This window comes from Metabacillus rhizolycopersici, assembly GCF_020075705.1.
This window is the reverse complement of sequence record NZ_JAIQUM010000008.1, coordinates 116,441-133,845: the sequence shown is the minus strand read 5'-3', so window position 1 is coordinate 133,845 and position 17,405 is coordinate 116,441. Positions and strand designations below refer to the sequence as shown.

The 17,405-nt window shown below is 37.3% G+C and carries 16 protein-coding genes; 15 read left to right on the top strand and 1 reads right to left on the bottom strand.

The window, feature by feature from the left end; genetic code table 11:
• Positions 1-162 precede the first annotated feature (162 nt).
• The gene (gene rpsT / locus K9V48_RS06035; RefSeq protein WP_224137749.1) at positions 163-429 is read right to left on the bottom strand and encodes a 30S ribosomal protein S20; all 267 of its coding nucleotides are present in this window, start codon (positions 427-429) and stop codon (positions 163-165) included.
• 348 nt (positions 430-777) lie between these two features.
• Here rpsT and gpr point away from each other — a divergent pair, with 348 nt between their 5' ends.
• The 15 genes from gpr (at position 778) to K9V48_RS05960 (ending at position 17,269) form a co-directional block, all read left to right on the top strand.
• Entirely contained in the window at positions 778-1,902 is a 1,125-nt protein-coding gene (gene gpr, locus K9V48_RS06030; protein ID WP_224137748.1) for a GPR endopeptidase, read from the top strand.
• Positions 1,903-2,207: 305 nt separating this feature from the next.
• The gene (gene spoIIP, locus K9V48_RS06025) at positions 2,208-3,410 is read left to right on the top strand and encodes a stage II sporulation protein P (protein ID WP_224137781.1); all 1,203 of its coding nucleotides are present in this window, start codon (positions 2,208-2,210) and stop codon (positions 3,408-3,410) included.
• Positions 3,411-3,432: 22 nt separating this feature from the next.
• Positions 3,433-3,783: a YqxA family protein gene (locus K9V48_RS06020; RefSeq protein WP_224137747.1), complete on the top strand. Its 351-nt coding sequence runs from the start codon at positions 3,433-3,435 to the stop codon at positions 3,781-3,783.
• A gap of 166 nt (positions 3,784-3,949) precedes the next feature.
• Positions 3,950-5,770, top strand: coding sequence for a translation elongation factor 4 (gene lepA, locus K9V48_RS06015; protein ID WP_224137746.1), 1,821 nt, complete (start codon positions 3,950-3,952; stop codon positions 5,768-5,770).
• A 265-nt stretch (positions 5,771-6,035) separates the two neighbouring features.
• Positions 6,036-7,175, top strand: coding sequence for a radical SAM family heme chaperone HemW (gene hemW, locus K9V48_RS06010; RefSeq protein ID WP_224137779.1), 1,140 nt, complete (start codon positions 6,036-6,038; stop codon positions 7,173-7,175).
• Positions 7,176-7,387: 212 nt separating this feature from the next.
• On the top strand, positions 7,388-8,419 hold the full coding sequence (gene hrcA, locus K9V48_RS06005) for a heat-inducible transcriptional repressor HrcA (RefSeq protein WP_224137745.1): 1,032 nt from the start codon (positions 7,388-7,390) through the stop codon (positions 8,417-8,419).
• Between the two features lie 129 nt (positions 8,420-8,548).
• Positions 8,549-9,136: a nucleotide exchange factor GrpE gene (gene grpE / locus K9V48_RS06000; protein WP_224137744.1), complete on the top strand. Its 588-nt coding sequence runs from the start codon at positions 8,549-8,551 to the stop codon at positions 9,134-9,136.
• 35 nt (positions 9,137-9,171) lie between these two features.
• A complete protein-coding gene (gene dnaK / locus K9V48_RS05995; protein ID WP_224137743.1) occupies positions 9,172-11,004 on the top strand; it encodes a molecular chaperone DnaK in 1,833 nt (610 codons plus the stop codon).
• A 206-nt stretch (positions 11,005-11,210) separates the two neighbouring features.
• Positions 11,211-12,332, top strand: coding sequence for a molecular chaperone DnaJ (gene dnaJ, locus K9V48_RS05990; protein WP_224137740.1), 1,122 nt, complete (start codon positions 11,211-11,213; stop codon positions 12,330-12,332).
• Between the two features lie 49 nt (positions 12,333-12,381).
• Positions 12,382-13,320 carry a 50S ribosomal protein L11 methyltransferase gene (gene prmA, locus K9V48_RS05985; protein ID WP_224137738.1) on the top strand — a complete coding sequence of 313 codons (939 nt, stop codon included), beginning with the start codon at positions 12,382-12,384 and terminating at the stop codon, positions 13,318-13,320.
• Positions 13,321-13,403: 83 nt separating this feature from the next.
• Positions 13,404-14,159 carry a 16S rRNA (uracil(1498)-N(3))-methyltransferase gene (locus tag K9V48_RS05980; protein ID WP_224137728.1) on the top strand — a complete coding sequence of 252 codons (756 nt, stop codon included), beginning with the start codon at positions 13,404-13,406 and terminating at the stop codon, positions 14,157-14,159.
• Between the two features lie 6 nt (positions 14,160-14,165).
• A complete protein-coding gene (gene mtaB, locus K9V48_RS05975; RefSeq protein ID WP_224137726.1) occupies positions 14,166-15,527 on the top strand; it encodes a tRNA (N(6)-L-threonylcarbamoyladenosine(37)-C(2))-methylthiotransferase MtaB in 1,362 nt (453 codons plus the stop codon).
• A gap of 211 nt (positions 15,528-15,738) precedes the next feature.
• Positions 15,739-16,407: a deoxyribose-phosphate aldolase gene (gene deoC / locus K9V48_RS05970; protein ID WP_224137724.1), complete on the top strand. Its 669-nt coding sequence runs from the start codon at positions 15,739-15,741 to the stop codon at positions 16,405-16,407.
• Positions 16,408-16,634: 227 nt separating this feature from the next.
• Positions 16,635-16,808 carry a 30S ribosomal protein S21 gene (rpsU, locus tag K9V48_RS05965; protein ID WP_015595024.1) on the top strand — a complete coding sequence of 58 codons (174 nt, stop codon included), beginning with the start codon at positions 16,635-16,637 and terminating at the stop codon, positions 16,806-16,808.
• A gap of 14 nt (positions 16,809-16,822) precedes the next feature.
• Positions 16,823-17,269 carry a GatB/YqeY domain-containing protein gene (locus K9V48_RS05960; protein WP_111613896.1) on the top strand — a complete coding sequence of 149 codons (447 nt, stop codon included), beginning with the start codon at positions 16,823-16,825 and terminating at the stop codon, positions 17,267-17,269.
• The last annotated feature ends 136 nt before the right edge of the window (positions 17,270-17,405 follow it).

Genomic DNA, 17,405 nt, shown 5'->3' with positions numbered 1-17,405 from the left:
CGATGATTCTTTAAGGTTCCCATCATACTGCATCTCTCCTTATTTTTCCTTTTTAGCAGTTTTGACAGGCAAGAACTCACTTAAACTCAAAAAAGGCTGTTGAGAAAAAACTTTCTCAACAGCCTGATAAAAAACGATCCTTAATAGGATCGTTTTTTATAATTATGCTGATAATCCGTTAACACTTTTCGCTAAACGAGATTTGTAACGTGCAGCAGTGTTCTTATGAACTAAACCACTTTGTGCAGCTTTATCAATTCGTTTGTTAGCTTCAACAAGTGCAGTTTTTGCATTGTCAGTATCGTTAGTTAACACTAATGCATCTACTCTTTTGATAGCAGTACGCATTGCAGATTTAATAGCTGAGTTATGTGCATTACGCTTGTCATTTGTTTTTACGCGTTTGATAGCAGATTTAATATTTGGCATTTATTTTTCACCTCCTAAGAAGTAAATCGAGATCTATATTACTCGACATTTCCTTTACATGAACAAAAGATATTCTATCAAACGGCTACCTATATTGCAATACTAATGTAAAGGAAAATACGCAGAACTCCATTAAATTATGCATTAATTTTTCAAAATCCTCTTTTAATCCAATGGAAATCCAGTATTTAACTGGGGATATTTCCCTGAATCTAATCCGTTCATCCTATTATTCCTAAATTACTGATACTTGATGACTACGTTGTCACCTTAAATAAGAAATCGATAGAATGTTTCTTTGGATAAATGGTAAACATACGTATTAGGAACTATTTGGGAGGTATTTCGATGAAAAAGTCATTAGACTTAAGTGAGTATTCAGTGCGAACGGACTTAGCTATTGAAGCAAGGGTTATTGCTCTTGAAGAAACAGTGACACAAGGCGGAAAGGCAGCAGATAGTAATCATATTGCCGGTGTCATTGTGAAAGAATGGGATGAAGAAGGGATAAGTATTTCTTCTTTAGAGATAAAGGACGAGGGTGCCAAACTAGTCGGGAAAAAACCAGGTAAATATTTGACTTTAGAAGTACAAGGTATTCGACAAAAGGACTCAGAGCTTCAAGATAAAGTAGTGGAAGTCTTTGCAAAGCAATTTAGTCATTTTCTATCTGAATTGAATATTCCAAAGGATGCAAGTTGTTTAGTTGTTGGATTAGGGAACTGGAATGTTACACCTGATGCATTAGGACCACTTACAGTTGAGAATTTATTAATTACTCGTCATCTTTTTAAACTTCAGCCTGAAAATGTTGAAGAAGGATTTCGTCCTGTCAGTGCCATTGCGCCTGGTGTAATGGGAATAACCGGAATTGAAACGAGTGATATTATTTCTGGGGTGATTGAACAATCGAAACCAGATTTTGTGATCGCGATTGACGCTTTAGCAGCCCGTTCACTTGATCGTGTGAACACAACGATACAAATTTCGGATACTGGCATCCATCCAGGATCAGGAGTCGGAAATAAAAGAAAAGCATTAAGTCAAGAAACGTTCGGTATTCCTGTGATTGCAATTGGGATCCCAACCGTTGTTGATGCTGTTTCGATTACAAGTGATACGATTGACTATATTTTAAAGCATTTTGGTAGAGAGTTGAAAGAAGGAGATAGACCTTCAAGATCGCTAACACCAGCAGGAATGAGTTTTGGCGAACGACGTGTCTTAACTGATGAGGATTTGCCTGATGAAGAGCATCGTCAGCAATTTTTAGGAATTATCGGTGGACTTGAGGATGATGAGAAACGTAAGCTCATTCATGAAGTATTATCACCACTTGGACATAATTTAATGGTCACGCCAAAAGAAGTTGATATGTTTATTGAGGATATGGCAAACGTCATTGCTAGTGGATTAAACACTGCACTTCATCAAACGGTAGATCAAAGTAATTCAGGTGCATACACTCATTAACATTGCACCTAGTAGATAAGAAAAGTGCAAGCGCCTTGTTCAGCCTCGACAGGCATAAGACGCGCATGAATAGAAGGCGTTCTTTGCCTTCAATTCATGTGTGGCTTATGACCCCGAGAGGCTAGGACGCTTGCGCTAGACACCGACACTAAGTTCAAAAATTTATACATTCATAACCTTTTAAAAATGTGTTAGCTTTTAATAGATTAGCGTAGTATCGAACCCACAACCTTCATAACTACAGTTCTACTTCCTTATACTTGTTCATAGAAATTAGTAGACAAGCATAGGGAGGATTAATGAAAATGAAGCGTGCTCGTACTACTCGAAATATGATCGTAACATTAAATGGGACAAGTATTAAAAAAGGAATCGTTGTCAGCTTCATTGTCCTTTTAATGACATTTTTGCTTTCTGGTGTATTAACATCGCTAAAACCGGAATATCGCTTAACATCTTCATCAATTAATGATTTGACAAAAAATATTGATAGTGAGGCATTTCTGCAATTATTAGGAGCAGAAAATCGCTTTTTTATTTCTGCATTACCAGAAGAAACGGAACCTATTAAGCTTTCGTCCATCTTGTTCAAGGTTGCAACAAGTATCAACCCGGACGATCCCAGAAGCCTTTTAGGAAGGGAATTGCCGGGTTTTTCACTCTATGATAGTGAAATTGTTGTTGCAGGAAGTGGGACAGACTATACAAATATGCCTTTCGAATCACCACCGCCAACTGAAGTGTTAGAACAAGAAAGGGAAGCATCGATCGATAAAAATGAGGTTGTAAACCCAACAAACGAGGAACCTAAAACCCCGCCTACATTAACAACTGGTGATAAAAAGGTTGTTTATATTTATAACACGCACAATACTGAATCGTATTTACCATTATTACAAGGGGAAACTAATCCTGATCTAGCGAATCACTCAAAAGCCAATATAACGATTGTAAGTGAATTGTTAGGAAAAGCTCTCCAAGAAGAGGGAATTGGAAATCAAATTGAAACGACTGATATTCAAGCGAATCTTAAACAAAAGGGTTGGAACTATGGAAAATCATATGCAGCCTCCCGTCCACTTGTTGAAAGTGCGATGGCGAGTAATCGTAATCTAGATTACATTATTGATATTCACCGAGATTCTCAAAGAAAAGGTGTCACAACAATCGAAATTAATAATAAATCATATGCGAAGATCGCTTTTGTTATCGGTAGAGATAATCCAAATGCAGATAAAAATGAAAAGCTTGCCAAAGAACTTCATGCTTTATTAGAAAAAAAATATCCAGGCCTGAGTAGAGGGATCTTCAAGCAAGGTGGTAAAGGGAAAAACGGAGTTTATAACCAAGATTTATCAAATAATGCCTTACTTCTTGAGTTCGGTGGAGTGGACAATAATTTAAATGAACTTAAAAATGCAGTTGCAGCAGTTTCCGATGTATTTAGTGAATATTACTGGCAAGCAGAAAAAGTAAACGGGGATGCATTAAGTGAAAAAAAGGAATAAATAAAAATGTGAGGGAAGTTATATGGTGAAATTCGCATTCAAATGCTTTGTTCTATGTTCAGTACTATTCTTTGGGGTATTAATCGGCATGCAGCAGGCAAATGAAGGTATGATCAAAATGAAAGGGTATAATGATCCCGAGCTACAAGGAGCCTTTCAAGTTGAAAATAAACAAACTGGTGATGTGCAAGCATCCATTCTTGGAAATAAGATAACCAGTCAGGACCTCAAAGGGAAACAAGAAAAATTAGAACAAATTGAAGCATTTAACATCTTCTCTCAAATCGGTAAACAGATTGCAACAATTGTAAGTAACAGTGTGGCTGCCTTCTTAGAATCAATTGCAGGGTGGATAAATGAACTAGTAAGGTAAAGAATGAGCTGGCAGAAAAAAGCGATCTTCCTATGATTTGAAGATTGCCTAGTTTCTGTCATTTTTTTTTAGGGAATGACTGTTCATTATCCATTGAATGTTAAAAACTCAATTGATATAATGAGGAATAGTGTATTTGTAAGCTATGTAGGAGTGAAGAAATAGGATGAATAGAGAAGAAAAGTTAATAAGACAGTCGAGAATCCGGAATTTCTCGATCATTGCCCATATTGATCATGGGAAATCGACACTAGCAGATCGTATTTTAGAAAAAACATCTGCTTTGACACAACGTGAGATGAAACATCAATTATTAGATTCAATGGATTTAGAAAGAGAACGTGGAATAACGATCAAATTGAATGCCGTTCAATTAAAATATAGAGCAAAAGATGGTGAAGATTACACATTTCACTTAATCGATACTCCTGGACATGTTGACTTTACCTATGAGGTATCGCGAAGTCTTGCTGCTTGTGAGGGGGCAGTTCTTGTTGTCGATGCTGCCCAAGGTATTGAAGCACAAACACTTGCAAACGTGTATTTAGCTCTTGATAATGATTTAGAAATATTACCGGTAATTAATAAAATCGATTTACCAAGTGCTGATCCTGAACGTGTTCGCGGCGAAATTGAAGAGGTTATCGGACTTGATGCTTCTGAAGCTGTACTAGCCTCAGCAAAAGCAGGAATTGGAATTGAAGATATCCTAGAGCAGATCGTTGAGAAAGTTCCAGCACCAGAGGGAGACCCTGATGGACCATTAAAAGCACTTATTTTTGACTCCTTATATGATGCTTACCGCGGTGTTGTTGCCTATATCCGTGTTGTAGAAGGATCGGTTAAAGTTGGTCAGAAAATTAAAATGATGGCGACGGGAAAAGAATTTGAGGTTATCGAAGTAGGTGTATTCAATCCAAAGCCTGTTCAACTTAAAGAATTAAATGTGGGAGATGTTGGATTCTTAACAGCTGCCATTAAAAATGTAGGCGATACTCGTGTAGGTGATACAATTACTGACGCGAAAAATGGAGCAACAGAAGGGCTTCCAGGTTATCGTAAATTGAATCCAATGGTATTCTGTGGGCTATATCCAATTGACACAGCAAAATACAATGATTTACGTGAAGCATTAGAAAAACTTGAACTCAATGACTCATCACTTCAATTTGAGCCTGAGACATCTCAAGCATTAGGATTCGGTTTCCGCTGTGGATTCTTAGGATTATTACACATGGAAATTATTCAGGAACGTATCGAGCGTGAATTTAAAATTGACCTCATAACAACAGCACCTAGTGTAATATACGATGTTCATTTGACCGATGGAGAAACGATCAAAGTAGACAATCCATCAAATATGCCTGATCCACAAAAAATCGATCACATTGAAGAACCTTACGTCAAAGCATCGATTATGGTCCCAAATGACTATGTTGGTGCAGTAATGGAGCTTTGTCAGAAAAAGCGTGGTATTTTTCTTGATATGCAATACTTGGACGATATCCGAGTAAACATCAATTATGAAATCCCATTATCAGAAATTGTTTATGATTTCTTTGATCAATTAAAATCTAATACAAAAGGCTATGCATCTTTTGATTACGAGTTAATTGGTTATAAAGCATCTACTTTAGTAAAAATGGATATTTTATTAAACAATGAAAAAATTGATGCCTTATCATTTATTGTTCATCGTGATTCTTCTTATGATCGCGGCAAAATCATTGTTGAAAAGCTGAAAGAACTTATTCCGCGCCAACAATTTGAAGTGCCAATTCAAGCAGCGATCGGCCAGAAAATTGTTGCTAGATCCACAATTAAAGCAATGCGTAAAAACGTACTTGCCAAATGTTATGGTGGAGATATCTCTCGTAAACGTAAGTTATTAGAGAAACAAAAAGAAGGTAAAAAGCGGATGAAGATGGTTGGTTCTGTGGAAGTACCACAAGAAGCATTTATGGCCGTATTACGAATGGACGACTAATTTTTGACTTAGTTTTTTCGTGTCCAGCGCAAGCGGCCTAGCCCCTCTTGGATCTACAGTCACTCAGGAATAGAAGGCAAAGAACAACCTTCTATTCCTGAGCGTCGAGCGTCTTATTTGCCCGAGGCTAAACAAGGCGCTTGCGCTTTTCTCAGCCTGTTACACAAAAGGACTCACTAAAAAATTAACTTCCATAAAAAACGATAAAATGAAACTTGATGCCGCAGCGTTGTCTGCGGCTTCTTAATTAGAAGGTGAAACCATGATTCAATCAGCATACATTCATATCCCTTTTTGCCATCATATTTGTCATTACTGTGACTTTAATAAAGTGTATTTTAAACAACAGCCTGTCGATGAATATATTGAAATGCTCATTAAGGAAATGAACCATGCTAGACAGAAAGGCAATGGAGAACAATTAAAAACAATCTTTATCGGTGGTGGTACACCGACAGCATTGACAGCTACTCAGCTCGATCGTCTGCTAGAAGGCATTACTCTAGCCCTTTTGCCTTCAAATGAACTCATTGAATTTGCGGTTGAAGCAAACCCTGGAGAACTTTCATTAGACAAGCTGAAAGTATTAAAAAATGCAGGTGTTAATCGATTAAGCATTGGAGTGCAAAGCTTTAATGATGAGCTTTTAAAGAAAATTGGACGAGTTCACCGCAAAGAAGATGTCTTTCGTACAATCGAGCAAGCCGAGCAAGTAGGATTTAACAATATGAGCATCGACCTTATGTATGGATTACCTGGTCAAACAATAGATAACTTTAAAGATTCATTGGCAACAGCCTTTGCTCTTAATGTAAAGCATTTTTCAGCTTATTCCCTAATCGTTGAGCCAAAAACAGTGTTTTATAATTTGATGCAAAAGGGAAAATTATCATTGCCACCACAAGAACTGGAAGCGCAAATGTATGAGGTATCAATGGAACAAATGGAGAAGCATGGCTTTAAACAATATGAAATAAGCAATTATGCAATTCCAGGATACGAAAGCAATCATAATCTTACCTACTGGAACAACGATTATTATTATGGTTTTGGCGCTGGTGCACACGGCTATCTTAACGGGGTAAGGACATCCAATATCGGACCAATAAAAAAATATATGGAACAAATTGAACAAACAGGTGAAGCATATAATAGCAAGAATGCTGTGAGTAATGAAGAAGGAATGGAAGAGGAAATGTTTCTCGGTCTTCGTAAAACAGCAGGAGTGAATAAAGAAATGTTCTATAAAAAGTTCCAAGTACAGATGGAAAACGTATTTTCTGAACAAATTAATAAGCTTGTGAAGCAAGGGCTAATCATTAATGAAGAACAAGCAATTAAGCTGACACATCAAGGGAAACTTCTCGGTAATGAAGTATTTCAGGAGTTTATCGGATTAACATAGAGCTTGAATAGTAGTGATAGCGCATGAATATTTAGGTTAGTCTTGCTTTATGTGTGTTGTCTCCTGAGCAGATCGTATACGTTTTTAATGAAAAAAGTATCGTTACCTCAATTTAAGCACGATTTAACAATTGACAATTTATTTTTGTTTTGATAACTTTTTATATATAATTAGCACTCACATTCATAGAGTGCTAACAGAGGTGAAGATAGTTGCTTACTGATCGCCAATTGTTGATTCTACAAGTAATTATTGATGATTTCATTCAATCAGCTCAACCAGTTGGTTCAAGAACATTAGCGAAAAAAGGCGAAATATCGTATAGTTCAGCTACAATTAGGAATGACATGGCTGACTTAGAGGATTTAGGCTTTATTGAGAAGACACATAGTTCTTCCGGACGTGTTCCTTCTGAAAAAGGATATCGTTATTATGTGGACCATCTTCTGTCACCACAGCGATTAACGAAGACAGAAGTAAGTCAAATAAAATCGATTTATGCTGAAAGGATTTTCGAGTTAGAAAAGGTTGTCCAAAAATCAGCGCAAATCTTGTCAGAATTAACAAATTACACATCCATTGTACTTGGTCCAAAAGTGAACGAAAATCGATTGAAACGGATTCAAATTATTCCGATTAATTCTGAGACAGCAGTTGCGATTATTGTCACAAACACGGGACATGTCGAAAATCGCACCATTACTTTCCCTGGGAAACTTAATCCAAGTGACATTGAAAAAATGGTAAATATCTTAAATGATCGGCTTGCTGGAGTACCAATCGTTGAGTTACAGGATAAGATTGTCAAAGAGGTCGTTTCAGTCCTAAAAAATCATATTCAAAACTATGATACGTTAGTAAAAATTATGGCAGGTTCACTGACACTTGATTCGAGTGAAAAAATCTATTTTGGTGGCAAAACAAATATGTTGAGTCAGCCAGAGTTCTCAGATTTAAGGAGAATTAAAACATTGCTGACAATGATTGAAAAAGAAGATGAGTTGTATGGGTTATTACAAACAAATCATTCAGGAATTTCAATAAAAATTGGCAAGGAAAATGAAAATATAGCAATGGAAAATTGCAGCCTGATTACAGCTACGTATTCATTAGGTGAAAAGCAGTTAGGTACAATTACTGTATTAGGTCCAACTCGAATGGAGTATTCGCGAGTTATAAGCTTGTTATCAAGGATGACAAGAGATTTATCCAAAACTCTTACTGATTTGTATCATGGATCTTAAGCAAGGATATATTGTTTATAGGGAGGATGGAATCAATTATTCCATCCGATTCCTGTGTGAAAAATAACTAATCTAGCCCATTTATTGCTATAATATAGGCATATAATACCTTTAAGGAGGTGAAATATAGTGTCAAACGAAAAGAACGTTGCAGCTCAAGAAGAAGCAGTAGATACCCTACAAAATGAAAGTCCTGAAGCTGATGTTGAGGTCGTTGATGCAGAAGACGTAACGATCGAAGAAGCATCTGAAGTAGTTGACGAGTCTGAGCAAAAAATTGCAGAATTACAAGCAAAGCTAGACGAAACTGAAAATAAAATGCTACGTGCTCAAGCAGACTTTGACAACTTTAGAAGACGTAGTCGTTTAGATCAGGAAGCTGCTCAAAAATATCGCGCACAAAGCTTAGTAACTGAAATTATCCCTGCTCTTGATAATTTTGAAAGAGCGTTACAAATAGAAGCAGATAATGATCAAACAAAATCGTTGCTACAAGGCGTGAACATGGTATACAACCAGTTAGTTCAAGCATTGCAAAGCGAAGGTGTAGAAGCTATTAAGGCAGTTGGAGAACAGTTCGATCCCCATTTACACCAAGCGGTCATGCAGGTAGAGGATGAAAATTTTGATTCCAATACTGTTATTGAGGAGCTTCAAAAAGGTTATACATTAAAAGATCGAGTTATTCGACCATCAATGGTAAAAGTCAATCAATAAAAAAACTATACTTACATAATAGGAGGTTCTACCTTATGAGTAAAATTATCGGTATCGACTTAGGAACAACAAACTCATGTGTCGCAGTATTAGAAGGCGGAGAACCAAAAGTGATCCCAAATCCAGAAGGTAACCGTACAACTCCTTCTGTAGTTGCTTTTAAAAACGGTGAACGTCAAGTGGGTGAAGTGGCAAAACGCCAAGCAATTACAAACCCAAATACGATTCAATCAATCAAGCGTCATATAGGTACTGACTATAAAGTAGACGTTGAGGGCAAAAGCTATACACCTCAAGAGCTTTCAGCAATCATTCTTCAACATTTAAAATCTTATGCAGAAGAATACTTAGGTGAACCAGTTACAAAAGCAGTTATTACTGTGCCAGCTTACTTTAACGATGCTGAGCGTCAAGCAACAAAAGATGCTGGTAAGATTGCTGGTTTAGAAGTAGAACGTATTATCAATGAGCCTACTGCTGCTGCGTTAGCATACGGTTTGGATAAAACAGACGAAGATCAAACAATTCTTGTTTATGACTTAGGTGGCGGTACGTTTGACGTATCAGTTCTTGAGCTTGGCGATGGAGTATTTGAAGTTCGTTCAACTGCTGGTGACAACCGTCTAGGTGGAGACGACTTTGACCAAGTAATCATTGATTATTTAGTTGCTGAATTCAAAAAAGATAATGGTATCGACCTTTCAAAAGATAAAATGGCATTACAACGTTTAAAAGATGCTGCTGAAAAAGCAAAAAAAGACCTATCAGGTGTAACATCAACGCAAATCTCTTTACCATTTATCACTGCTGGAGAAGCTGGTCCACTTCACTTAGAAGTAAGCTTAACACGTGCAAAATTCGACGAGATTTCATCTGATTTAGTTGAAAGAACAATGGGACCAGTTCGTCAATCACTAAGTGATGCTGGTTTATCAGCAAGTGAAATCGATAAGGTCATCTTAGTTGGTGGTTCGACTCGTATTCCTGCTGTTCAAGAAGCAATCAAAAAAGCATTAGGTAAGGAACCACATAAAGGCGTAAACCCTGATGAGGTTGTAGCATTAGGTGCTTCAGTTCAAGGTGGAGTTATCACTGGTGACGTAAAAGACGTTGTCTTACTTGACGTTACACCACTTTCATTAGGAATTGAAACAATGGGTGCTGTATTTACGAAGTTAATCGATCGTAATACAACAATCCCAACGAGCAAATCACAAGTATTCTCAACTGCAGCTGATAGCCAAACAGCAGTTGATATTCACGTACTTCAAGGTGAACGTCCAATGGCAGCTGACAACAAAACATTAGGTCGCTTCCAATTAACAGACATCCCACCAGCACCACGTGGAGTGCCACAAATCGAAGTATCATTTGATATCGATAAAAATGGTATCGTAAACGTACGTGCAAAAGATCTAGGAACGAACAAAGAGCAAACAATTACGATTAAATCTTCTACAGGTTTATCAGATGATGAAATCGAACGCATGGTAAAAGAAGCAGAAGAAAATGCAGATGCTGATAAACAACGTAAAGAAGAAGTTGAACTTCGTAACGAAGCTGATCAATTAGTGTTTACAACTGAAAAAACATTAAAAGATCTTGAAGGTAAAGTTGACGAAGCGGAAGTTGCAAAAGCAAACGAAGCAAAAGAAGCATTAAAAGCTGCGATAGAGAAAAATGAATTAGAAGAAATCAAAGCGAAAAAAGACGAGCTTCAAAACATCGTCCAAGAGCTTTCTGTAAAACTATATGAAGAAGCTGCTAAACAAGCTCAAGCTCAGCAAGGTGGAGAAGGAGCTACTAATCAAGCAGACGATGTAGTCGATGCTGAATTCGAAGAAGTAAAAGACGACGATAAAAAATAAATAAAAAACAATAAAGTCAAAGTCAGGCTTGTCTTGACTTTGGCTTTTTTTATAAAGATAAGAAAGATGCCTCTGTAGACTAATGAATAGAACGTATGTTTAGCCTAGAGTGATAAATGCGACGATTGGATAGATTATTTAGTTGCTTTTCCTCTCTTCGGAATGATACAATTTAGCCTATGTGAGAAAATCGGGAGTGAGAAATTATGAGCAAGCGTGATTACTATGAAGTTCTCGGGTTAAGTAAGAACGCAAATAAAGACGAGATAAAAAAAGCTTATCGTAAGCTTTCTAAGCAATACCATCCAGATATTAATAAAGCAGCAGATGCAAATGAGAAATTTAAGGAAGTAAAAGAAGCCTATGAAACATTGAGTGATGACCAAAAGAAATCACACTATGACCAATTTGGACATACAGATCCAAATCAAGGCTTTGGCGGCGGTGCTGGCTTCGGTGGAGATGGTTTTGGCTTTGAAGATATTTTTAGCTCAATCTTTGGCGGAGGAACGAGAAGACGTGATCCAAATGCACCAAGACAAGGTGCTGACTTACAATATACAATGACATTAAACTTTGAAGAAGCTGTTTTTGGTAAAGAAACAACAATTGAAATACCAAGAGAAGAAGCATGTGAAACCTGTGATGGATCAGGTGCTCAAAAAGGGACCAAAGCTGAAACATGTTCACATTGTGGCGGTAGTGGCCAATTAAATGTAGAACAGAATACTCCATTTGGTCGGATTGTAAATCGACGTGTTTGTAATCATTGTGATGGCACAGGTAAGATGATTAAGCATAAATGTGGAACATGTCGCGGTACAGGAAAAGTAAAAAAACGCAAAAAAATTCAAGTGAAAATCCCGGCAGGTGTTGACGATGGTCAACAATTACGCGTATCAGGTCAGGGAGAACCAGGTGTTAATGGTGGCCCACCAGGTGACCTATTTGTCGTATTCCATGTAAGAGAACATGAATTCTTTGAAAGAGAAGGCGACGATGTTTATTGTGAAATGCCGTTAACATTTGCCCAAGCAGGACTGGGTGACGAAATTGAAGTTCCAACATTACATGGCAAAGTAAAACTTAAAGTGCCTGCAGGAACGCAAACAGGTAAGAAATTCCGCTTGACTGGCAAAGGAATTCCGAATGTTAGAGGGTATGGACAAGGTGATCAATATGTTATTTTACGCGTATTGACTCCAACAAATTTATCAGAGAAACAAAAAGAATTATTACGTGAATTTGCAGAAATTAGTGGAACAAAACCTGATGAACACGAAGAAAGCTTTTTTGATAAAGTAAAGCGTGCGTTCAAAGGCGATTAAGTTATTAGTCTTAAAATAATAGATGTTTGAAGGATTGGAGTTGGTAGATATGAAGTGGTCTGAGTTGAGTATTCATACAACACAAGAAGCAGTAGAACCCATTTCAAATATTTTACATGAAGCTGGAGCAAGTGGTGTAGTTATTGAGGATATTGCGGATTTAGTCAAGGAACGGAGTACTGCACTCGGCGAAATCTACCAACTAAACCCATCCGATTATCCAGAAGAAGGCGTTGTTATTAAGGCGTATTTACCAGTTAACAGTTTCCTTGGTGAAACAGTTGATGGAATAAAAAGTCTTATAAACAACCTTCTGATTTATGATATTGATTTAGGTAGAAATCACATTACAATTAGTGAAGTTAATGAAGAAGAATGGGCAACAGCTTGGAAAAAATATTATCATCCCGTTAAAATTTCAGAAAAGTTCACGATTGTTCCGACTTGGGAAATATATGAGCCGGTTCATTCTGACGAGTTGATTATTGAACTTGATCCGGGGATGGCTTTTGGAACAGGTACACATCCGACAACTGTTTTGTGTATTCAAGCTTTAGAACGTACTGTTCAACAAGGAGATACGGTGATTGATGTTGGAACAGGCTCTGGTGTGCTAAGTATTGCTGCTGGATTACTTGGAGCGGATCACATTCAAGCACTTGATTTAGACCAAGTTGCTGTAGATAGTGCACGTTTAAATTGTAAGTTAAACAAAGTGCAACATGTAGTCACGGTTTCACAGAATAATCTATTAGATGGTATAGATGGCCCTGCTGATCTGATTGTTTCAAATATCCTTGCAGAAATTATCGTGCGCTTCATCGATCAAGCATATGAAATTTTAAAGGATAATGGAACATTCATTACGTCCGGAATCATACAAAATAAAAAACAAGAAGTGAAAGAAGCCCTTCTAAACGCTGGCTTTGTTATTGAAGAAACAATGGTCATGGAAGATTGGGTTGCCTATATTGCTAGAAAAAAATAAGCTTTTTACATTGGGGCAGGCCCCAATATTTGATTGATGTAAACGAAAGGTCAAGGGGCTAGACCCCAGATGAGGTGGCAATTTTGCAACGATATTTTATAGCTGAAGAAAAATCTAATTTAGAATCAAATGTACAGATTACCGGTGATGATGTACATCACATATCTCGTGTTTTACGGATGCAGCCTGGGTTCAAGGTAATATGCTGCACGAAAGACGGGTATGAAGCGCTTTGTGAAATTGCTGAAATTACCAATGACTATGTGAATTGTTTTATATTAGAATGGATGACGGTAAACCGTGAGCTTCCAGTAAATATATCGATTGCGAGCGGGTTGCCTAAAGGGGATAAGCTTGAATGGATTATTCAGAAAGGCACCGAATTAGGTGCTTCTTCATTTATCCCTTTTAATGCTGCCCGTTCAATTGTGAAACTAGAGCCTAAAAAGGTAGGGAAAAAGCTTGATCGCTGGCAAAAAATTGCGAAAGAAGCTTCAGAACAATCTTATCGGAATAAAGTCCCAAACGTATTAGAGCCAGTCCAGTTCAATGAATTGCTGAAACAAGCTATAAGTTACGATGTGAAAATTGTTGCTTACGAAGAATCAGCAAAGCAAGGAGAGAAGCAGAACCTAGCAAAAGCTGTTGAATCGCTTAAAGAAGGCGAGTCCGTACTTGCTGTATTTGGTCCTGAAGGTGGATTAACTGAGCAAGAAGTGGCAAAACTTGAAGAACATGGGTTTCTAATCTGCAGCTTTGGACCTAGAATTTTAAGAACAGAAACAGCTCCATTATATTTATTATCAGCTGTTTCTTATTATTTAGAACTATCGAGGTGACGATAAATGCCTACAGTTGCATTTCATACATTAGGTTGTAAGGTAAATCATTATGAGACAGAAGCCATATGGCAGCTATTTAAAGAAGCTGGCTATGATCGTACAGAATATGAAACGATGGCAGATGTTTATGTTATCAACACCTGTACAGTAACGAACACAGGTGATAAAAAGAGCCGTCAAGTTATACGACGAGCGATTCGCAAAAATCCGGATGGCGTTATTTGTGTAACTGGTTGTTATGCACAAACATCTCCAGCCGAAATTATGGCGATTCCTGGAGTAGATATAGTTGTCGGGACACAAGATCGTGTGAAAATGCTTGAATACATTGAAGAATATAAAAATGAAAGACAACCGATAAACGCTGTGGGAAATATTATGAAAACACGTGTGTATGAAGAACTTGATGTCCCTTCATTCACAGACCGTACAAGAGCATCATTGAAAATCCAAGAAGGTTGTAATAATTTTTGTACGTTTTGTATTATTCCTTGGGCTCGTGGATTAATGCGTTCACGCGATCCGAAAGAGGTTGTAGCACAAGCGCAGCAACTTGTTGATGCAGGCTACAAAGAAATCGTGTTAACAGGTATTCATACAGGTGGCTATGGTGAAGATTTAAAGGATTATAATTTGGCGATGCTTTTACGTGACTTAGAAGAACAAGTGGATGGATTAAAACGAATTCGTATTTCATCTATTGAAGCAAGTCAAATATCAGATGAAGTAATTGAAGTACTTCAAAACTCTACTAAGGTTGTTCGTCACTTACACATTCCGATCCAATCAGGCTCAGATACAGTGTTAAAACGGATGCGTAGAAAATATACAATGGAATTCTTTGCGGATCGTTTAGAACGCCTAAAAGAAGCATTACCTGGCTTGGCAATTACATCTGATGTTATTGTTGGTTTTCCAGGTGAAACAGAAGAAGAGTTTATGGAGACGTTTAACTTCATTAAACATCATCAATTTTCTGAGCTGCACGTATTCCCATACTCTAAACGTACAGGAACACCAGCAGCTCGAATGGACGACCAAGTTGATGAAGAGATAAAAAATAACCGTGTTCACCGTCTAATTGAATTATCAGATCAATTAGCAAAAGAATATGCTTCTAAATTCGAAAATGAAGTGTTGGAAGTCATTCCTGAAGAACCATTTAAAGAAGATGAGAGCGAAGGCCTTTTTGTTGGGTATACAGACAACTATTTAAAGGTTGTTTTCCCTGCTACAGATGAAATGGTTGGTAAAATCGTTAAAGTGAAAATAACAAAGGCTGGCTATCCTTACAATGAAGGACAATTTGTAAGAGTAGTTGATGAGGCTGTTCAACCAGCAGAAAAGATACGGTTAACTTCATAATCTGAATTAAAAGGGATCGGCAAGTAAAATTGCAGATCCCTTTTTTGGGATTCAATAAGAAGTCTTCTCTTTGAAGACTTCTACATTTGTAATACCTAAAAGTAATGAAAAAGGTAATAGTAGCACAAATTAATTTTGTGCTAGTTTTTATGGAGTGAAAATGTTAAGATGTAAGAGGTCAGACAACTAATATTGAAAGGAGTTTTACATAATGTCAAAAATAGCAAAAATGATTGATCATACAGCTCTAAAGGCGGATACGACAAAAGAAATAATCGAAAAACTTTGTCAAGAAGCAAGTGAATACCAATTTGCATCAGTCTGTGTCAACCCTACTTGGGTAGAAACGGCTGCACAGCTTTTAAAAGGATCGGGTGTTAAGGTCTGTACAGTGATTGGTTTCCCTTTAGGAGCTAACACACCTGAAACAAAAGCATTTGAAACAAAAGATGCGATTGAAAAGGGCGCAAACGAAGTTGATATGGTCATTAACATTGGTGCTCTGAAAGATAAGAACTATGATCTTGTTGAGCGTGATATTAAAGCAGTGGTAGAGGCAGCTGAAGGTAAGGCTTTAACAAAAGTAATTATTGAGACTTGTCTTTTAACCGAAGAAGAAAAAGTTAGAGCTTGTGAGCTTGCTGTGAGTGCTGGCGCTGATTTTGTTAAAACATCTACTGGTTTTTCAACTGGTGGTGCAACTGTTGAAGATATTGCACTAATGAGAAAAACAGTGGGGCCAGAGATAGGTGTAAAAGCTTCCGGAGGTGTCCGTGACACAGAAGGTGCCGAGGCTTTGGTTCAAGCTGGAGCATCTCGTATTGGGGCGAGCTCTGGTGTTTCAATTGTTAAAGGTGAAACGTCAAATTCAGATTATTAATTCAGTCTTTTAGACCAATACTTTGCTAATCGAGAGATGTACAATCAACTTTAACTAAATTGCATAGAATAAACGAATAATTCAAACAACTTAATATGTACGGAACTTTTTACTATATGAGTTGACCTGAATAAATCAATATATTATAATGTCAAAGTACATGTTTTGTTACTAGCATGTTTTATTTAAAGATGTCGATTGGTTGTATTCGGAGGGAGGGAAAGAGAATGTCAAAAACGGTCGTTCGTAAAAACGAGTCGCTTGAGGATGCTCTTCGTCGTTTCAAACGTACTGTATCTAAAAGTGGTACAATACAAGAAGCTAGAAAGCGCGAATTCTATGAAAAGCCTAGCGTAAAGCGTAAGAAAAAGTCTGAAGCAGCTAGAAAGCGCAAATTCTAAAAGAGGGTGTACGTATGAGTCTTCTTGAGAAATTAAATCAAGATATGAAACAAGCGATGAAAAACAAAGAAAAAGACAAATTAATTGTCATTCGTATGGTCAAGGCAGCATTGCAAAATGAAGCAATTAAACTTGGCAAAAATGATTTGTCTGAAGAAGAAGACTTGTCAGTTCTTTCTCGCGAATTAAAGCAACGTAAAGACTCCCTCCAGGAATTTAAAAAAGCTGATCGTTTGGATTTAGTTGAAAAGACACAAGCGGAAATCGATGTATTAGTTGATTATATGCCTGAACAACTTTCTGAAGACGAGCTTTTTGAAATTGTTAAACAGACGGTTTCAGAAGTGAATGCTACTTCTAAAGCGGATATGGGGAAAGTAATGGGAGCACTCATGCCCAAGGTAAAAGGAAAAGCAGACGGAAGTCTTGTTAATAAGCTTGTGCAACAACAGCTATCATAAATAGTAAGACACCTTGCCTAGCGAGGTGTCTTTTATGTTGTACGGAAAAATAAAGCGCGACTTCTTTACCCAACTCCTATCTTCTTTGCTGTTCTTAAATCTTGAGAAAGAGATTTTACTTATAATATCAGAATTT

Coding starts and splice junctions, on each gene's coding strand:
- gpr (WP_224137748.1), top strand. CDS start 778: ATGAAAAAGTCATTAGACTTAAGTGAGTATTCAGTGCGAACGGACTTA.
- spoIIP (WP_224137781.1), top strand. CDS start 2,208: ATGAAGCGTGCTCGTACTACTCGAAATATGATCGTAACATTAAATGGG.
- deoC (WP_224137724.1), top strand. CDS start 15,739: ATGTCAAAAATAGCAAAAATGATTGATCATACAGCTCTAAAGGCGGAT.
- dnaJ (WP_224137740.1), top strand. CDS start 11,211: ATGAGCAAGCGTGATTACTATGAAGTTCTCGGGTTAAGTAAGAACGCA.
- rpsU (WP_015595024.1), top strand. CDS start 16,635: ATGTCAAAAACGGTCGTTCGTAAAAACGAGTCGCTTGAGGATGCTCTT.
- K9V48_RS05960 (WP_111613896.1), top strand. CDS start 16,823: ATGAGTCTTCTTGAGAAATTAAATCAAGATATGAAACAAGCGATGAAA.
- lepA (WP_224137746.1), top strand. CDS start 3,950: ATGAATAGAGAAGAAAAGTTAATAAGACAGTCGAGAATCCGGAATTTC.
- dnaK (WP_224137743.1), top strand. CDS start 9,172: ATGAGTAAAATTATCGGTATCGACTTAGGAACAACAAACTCATGTGTC.
- K9V48_RS06020 (WP_224137747.1), top strand. CDS start 3,433: ATGGTGAAATTCGCATTCAAATGCTTTGTTCTATGTTCAGTACTATTC.
- mtaB (WP_224137726.1), top strand. CDS start 14,166: ATGCCTACAGTTGCATTTCATACATTAGGTTGTAAGGTAAATCATTAT.
- rpsT (WP_224137749.1), bottom strand. CDS start 429: ATGCCAAATATTAAATCTGCTATCAAACGCGTAAAAACAAATGACAAG.
- prmA (WP_224137738.1), top strand. CDS start 12,382: ATGAAGTGGTCTGAGTTGAGTATTCATACAACACAAGAAGCAGTAGAA.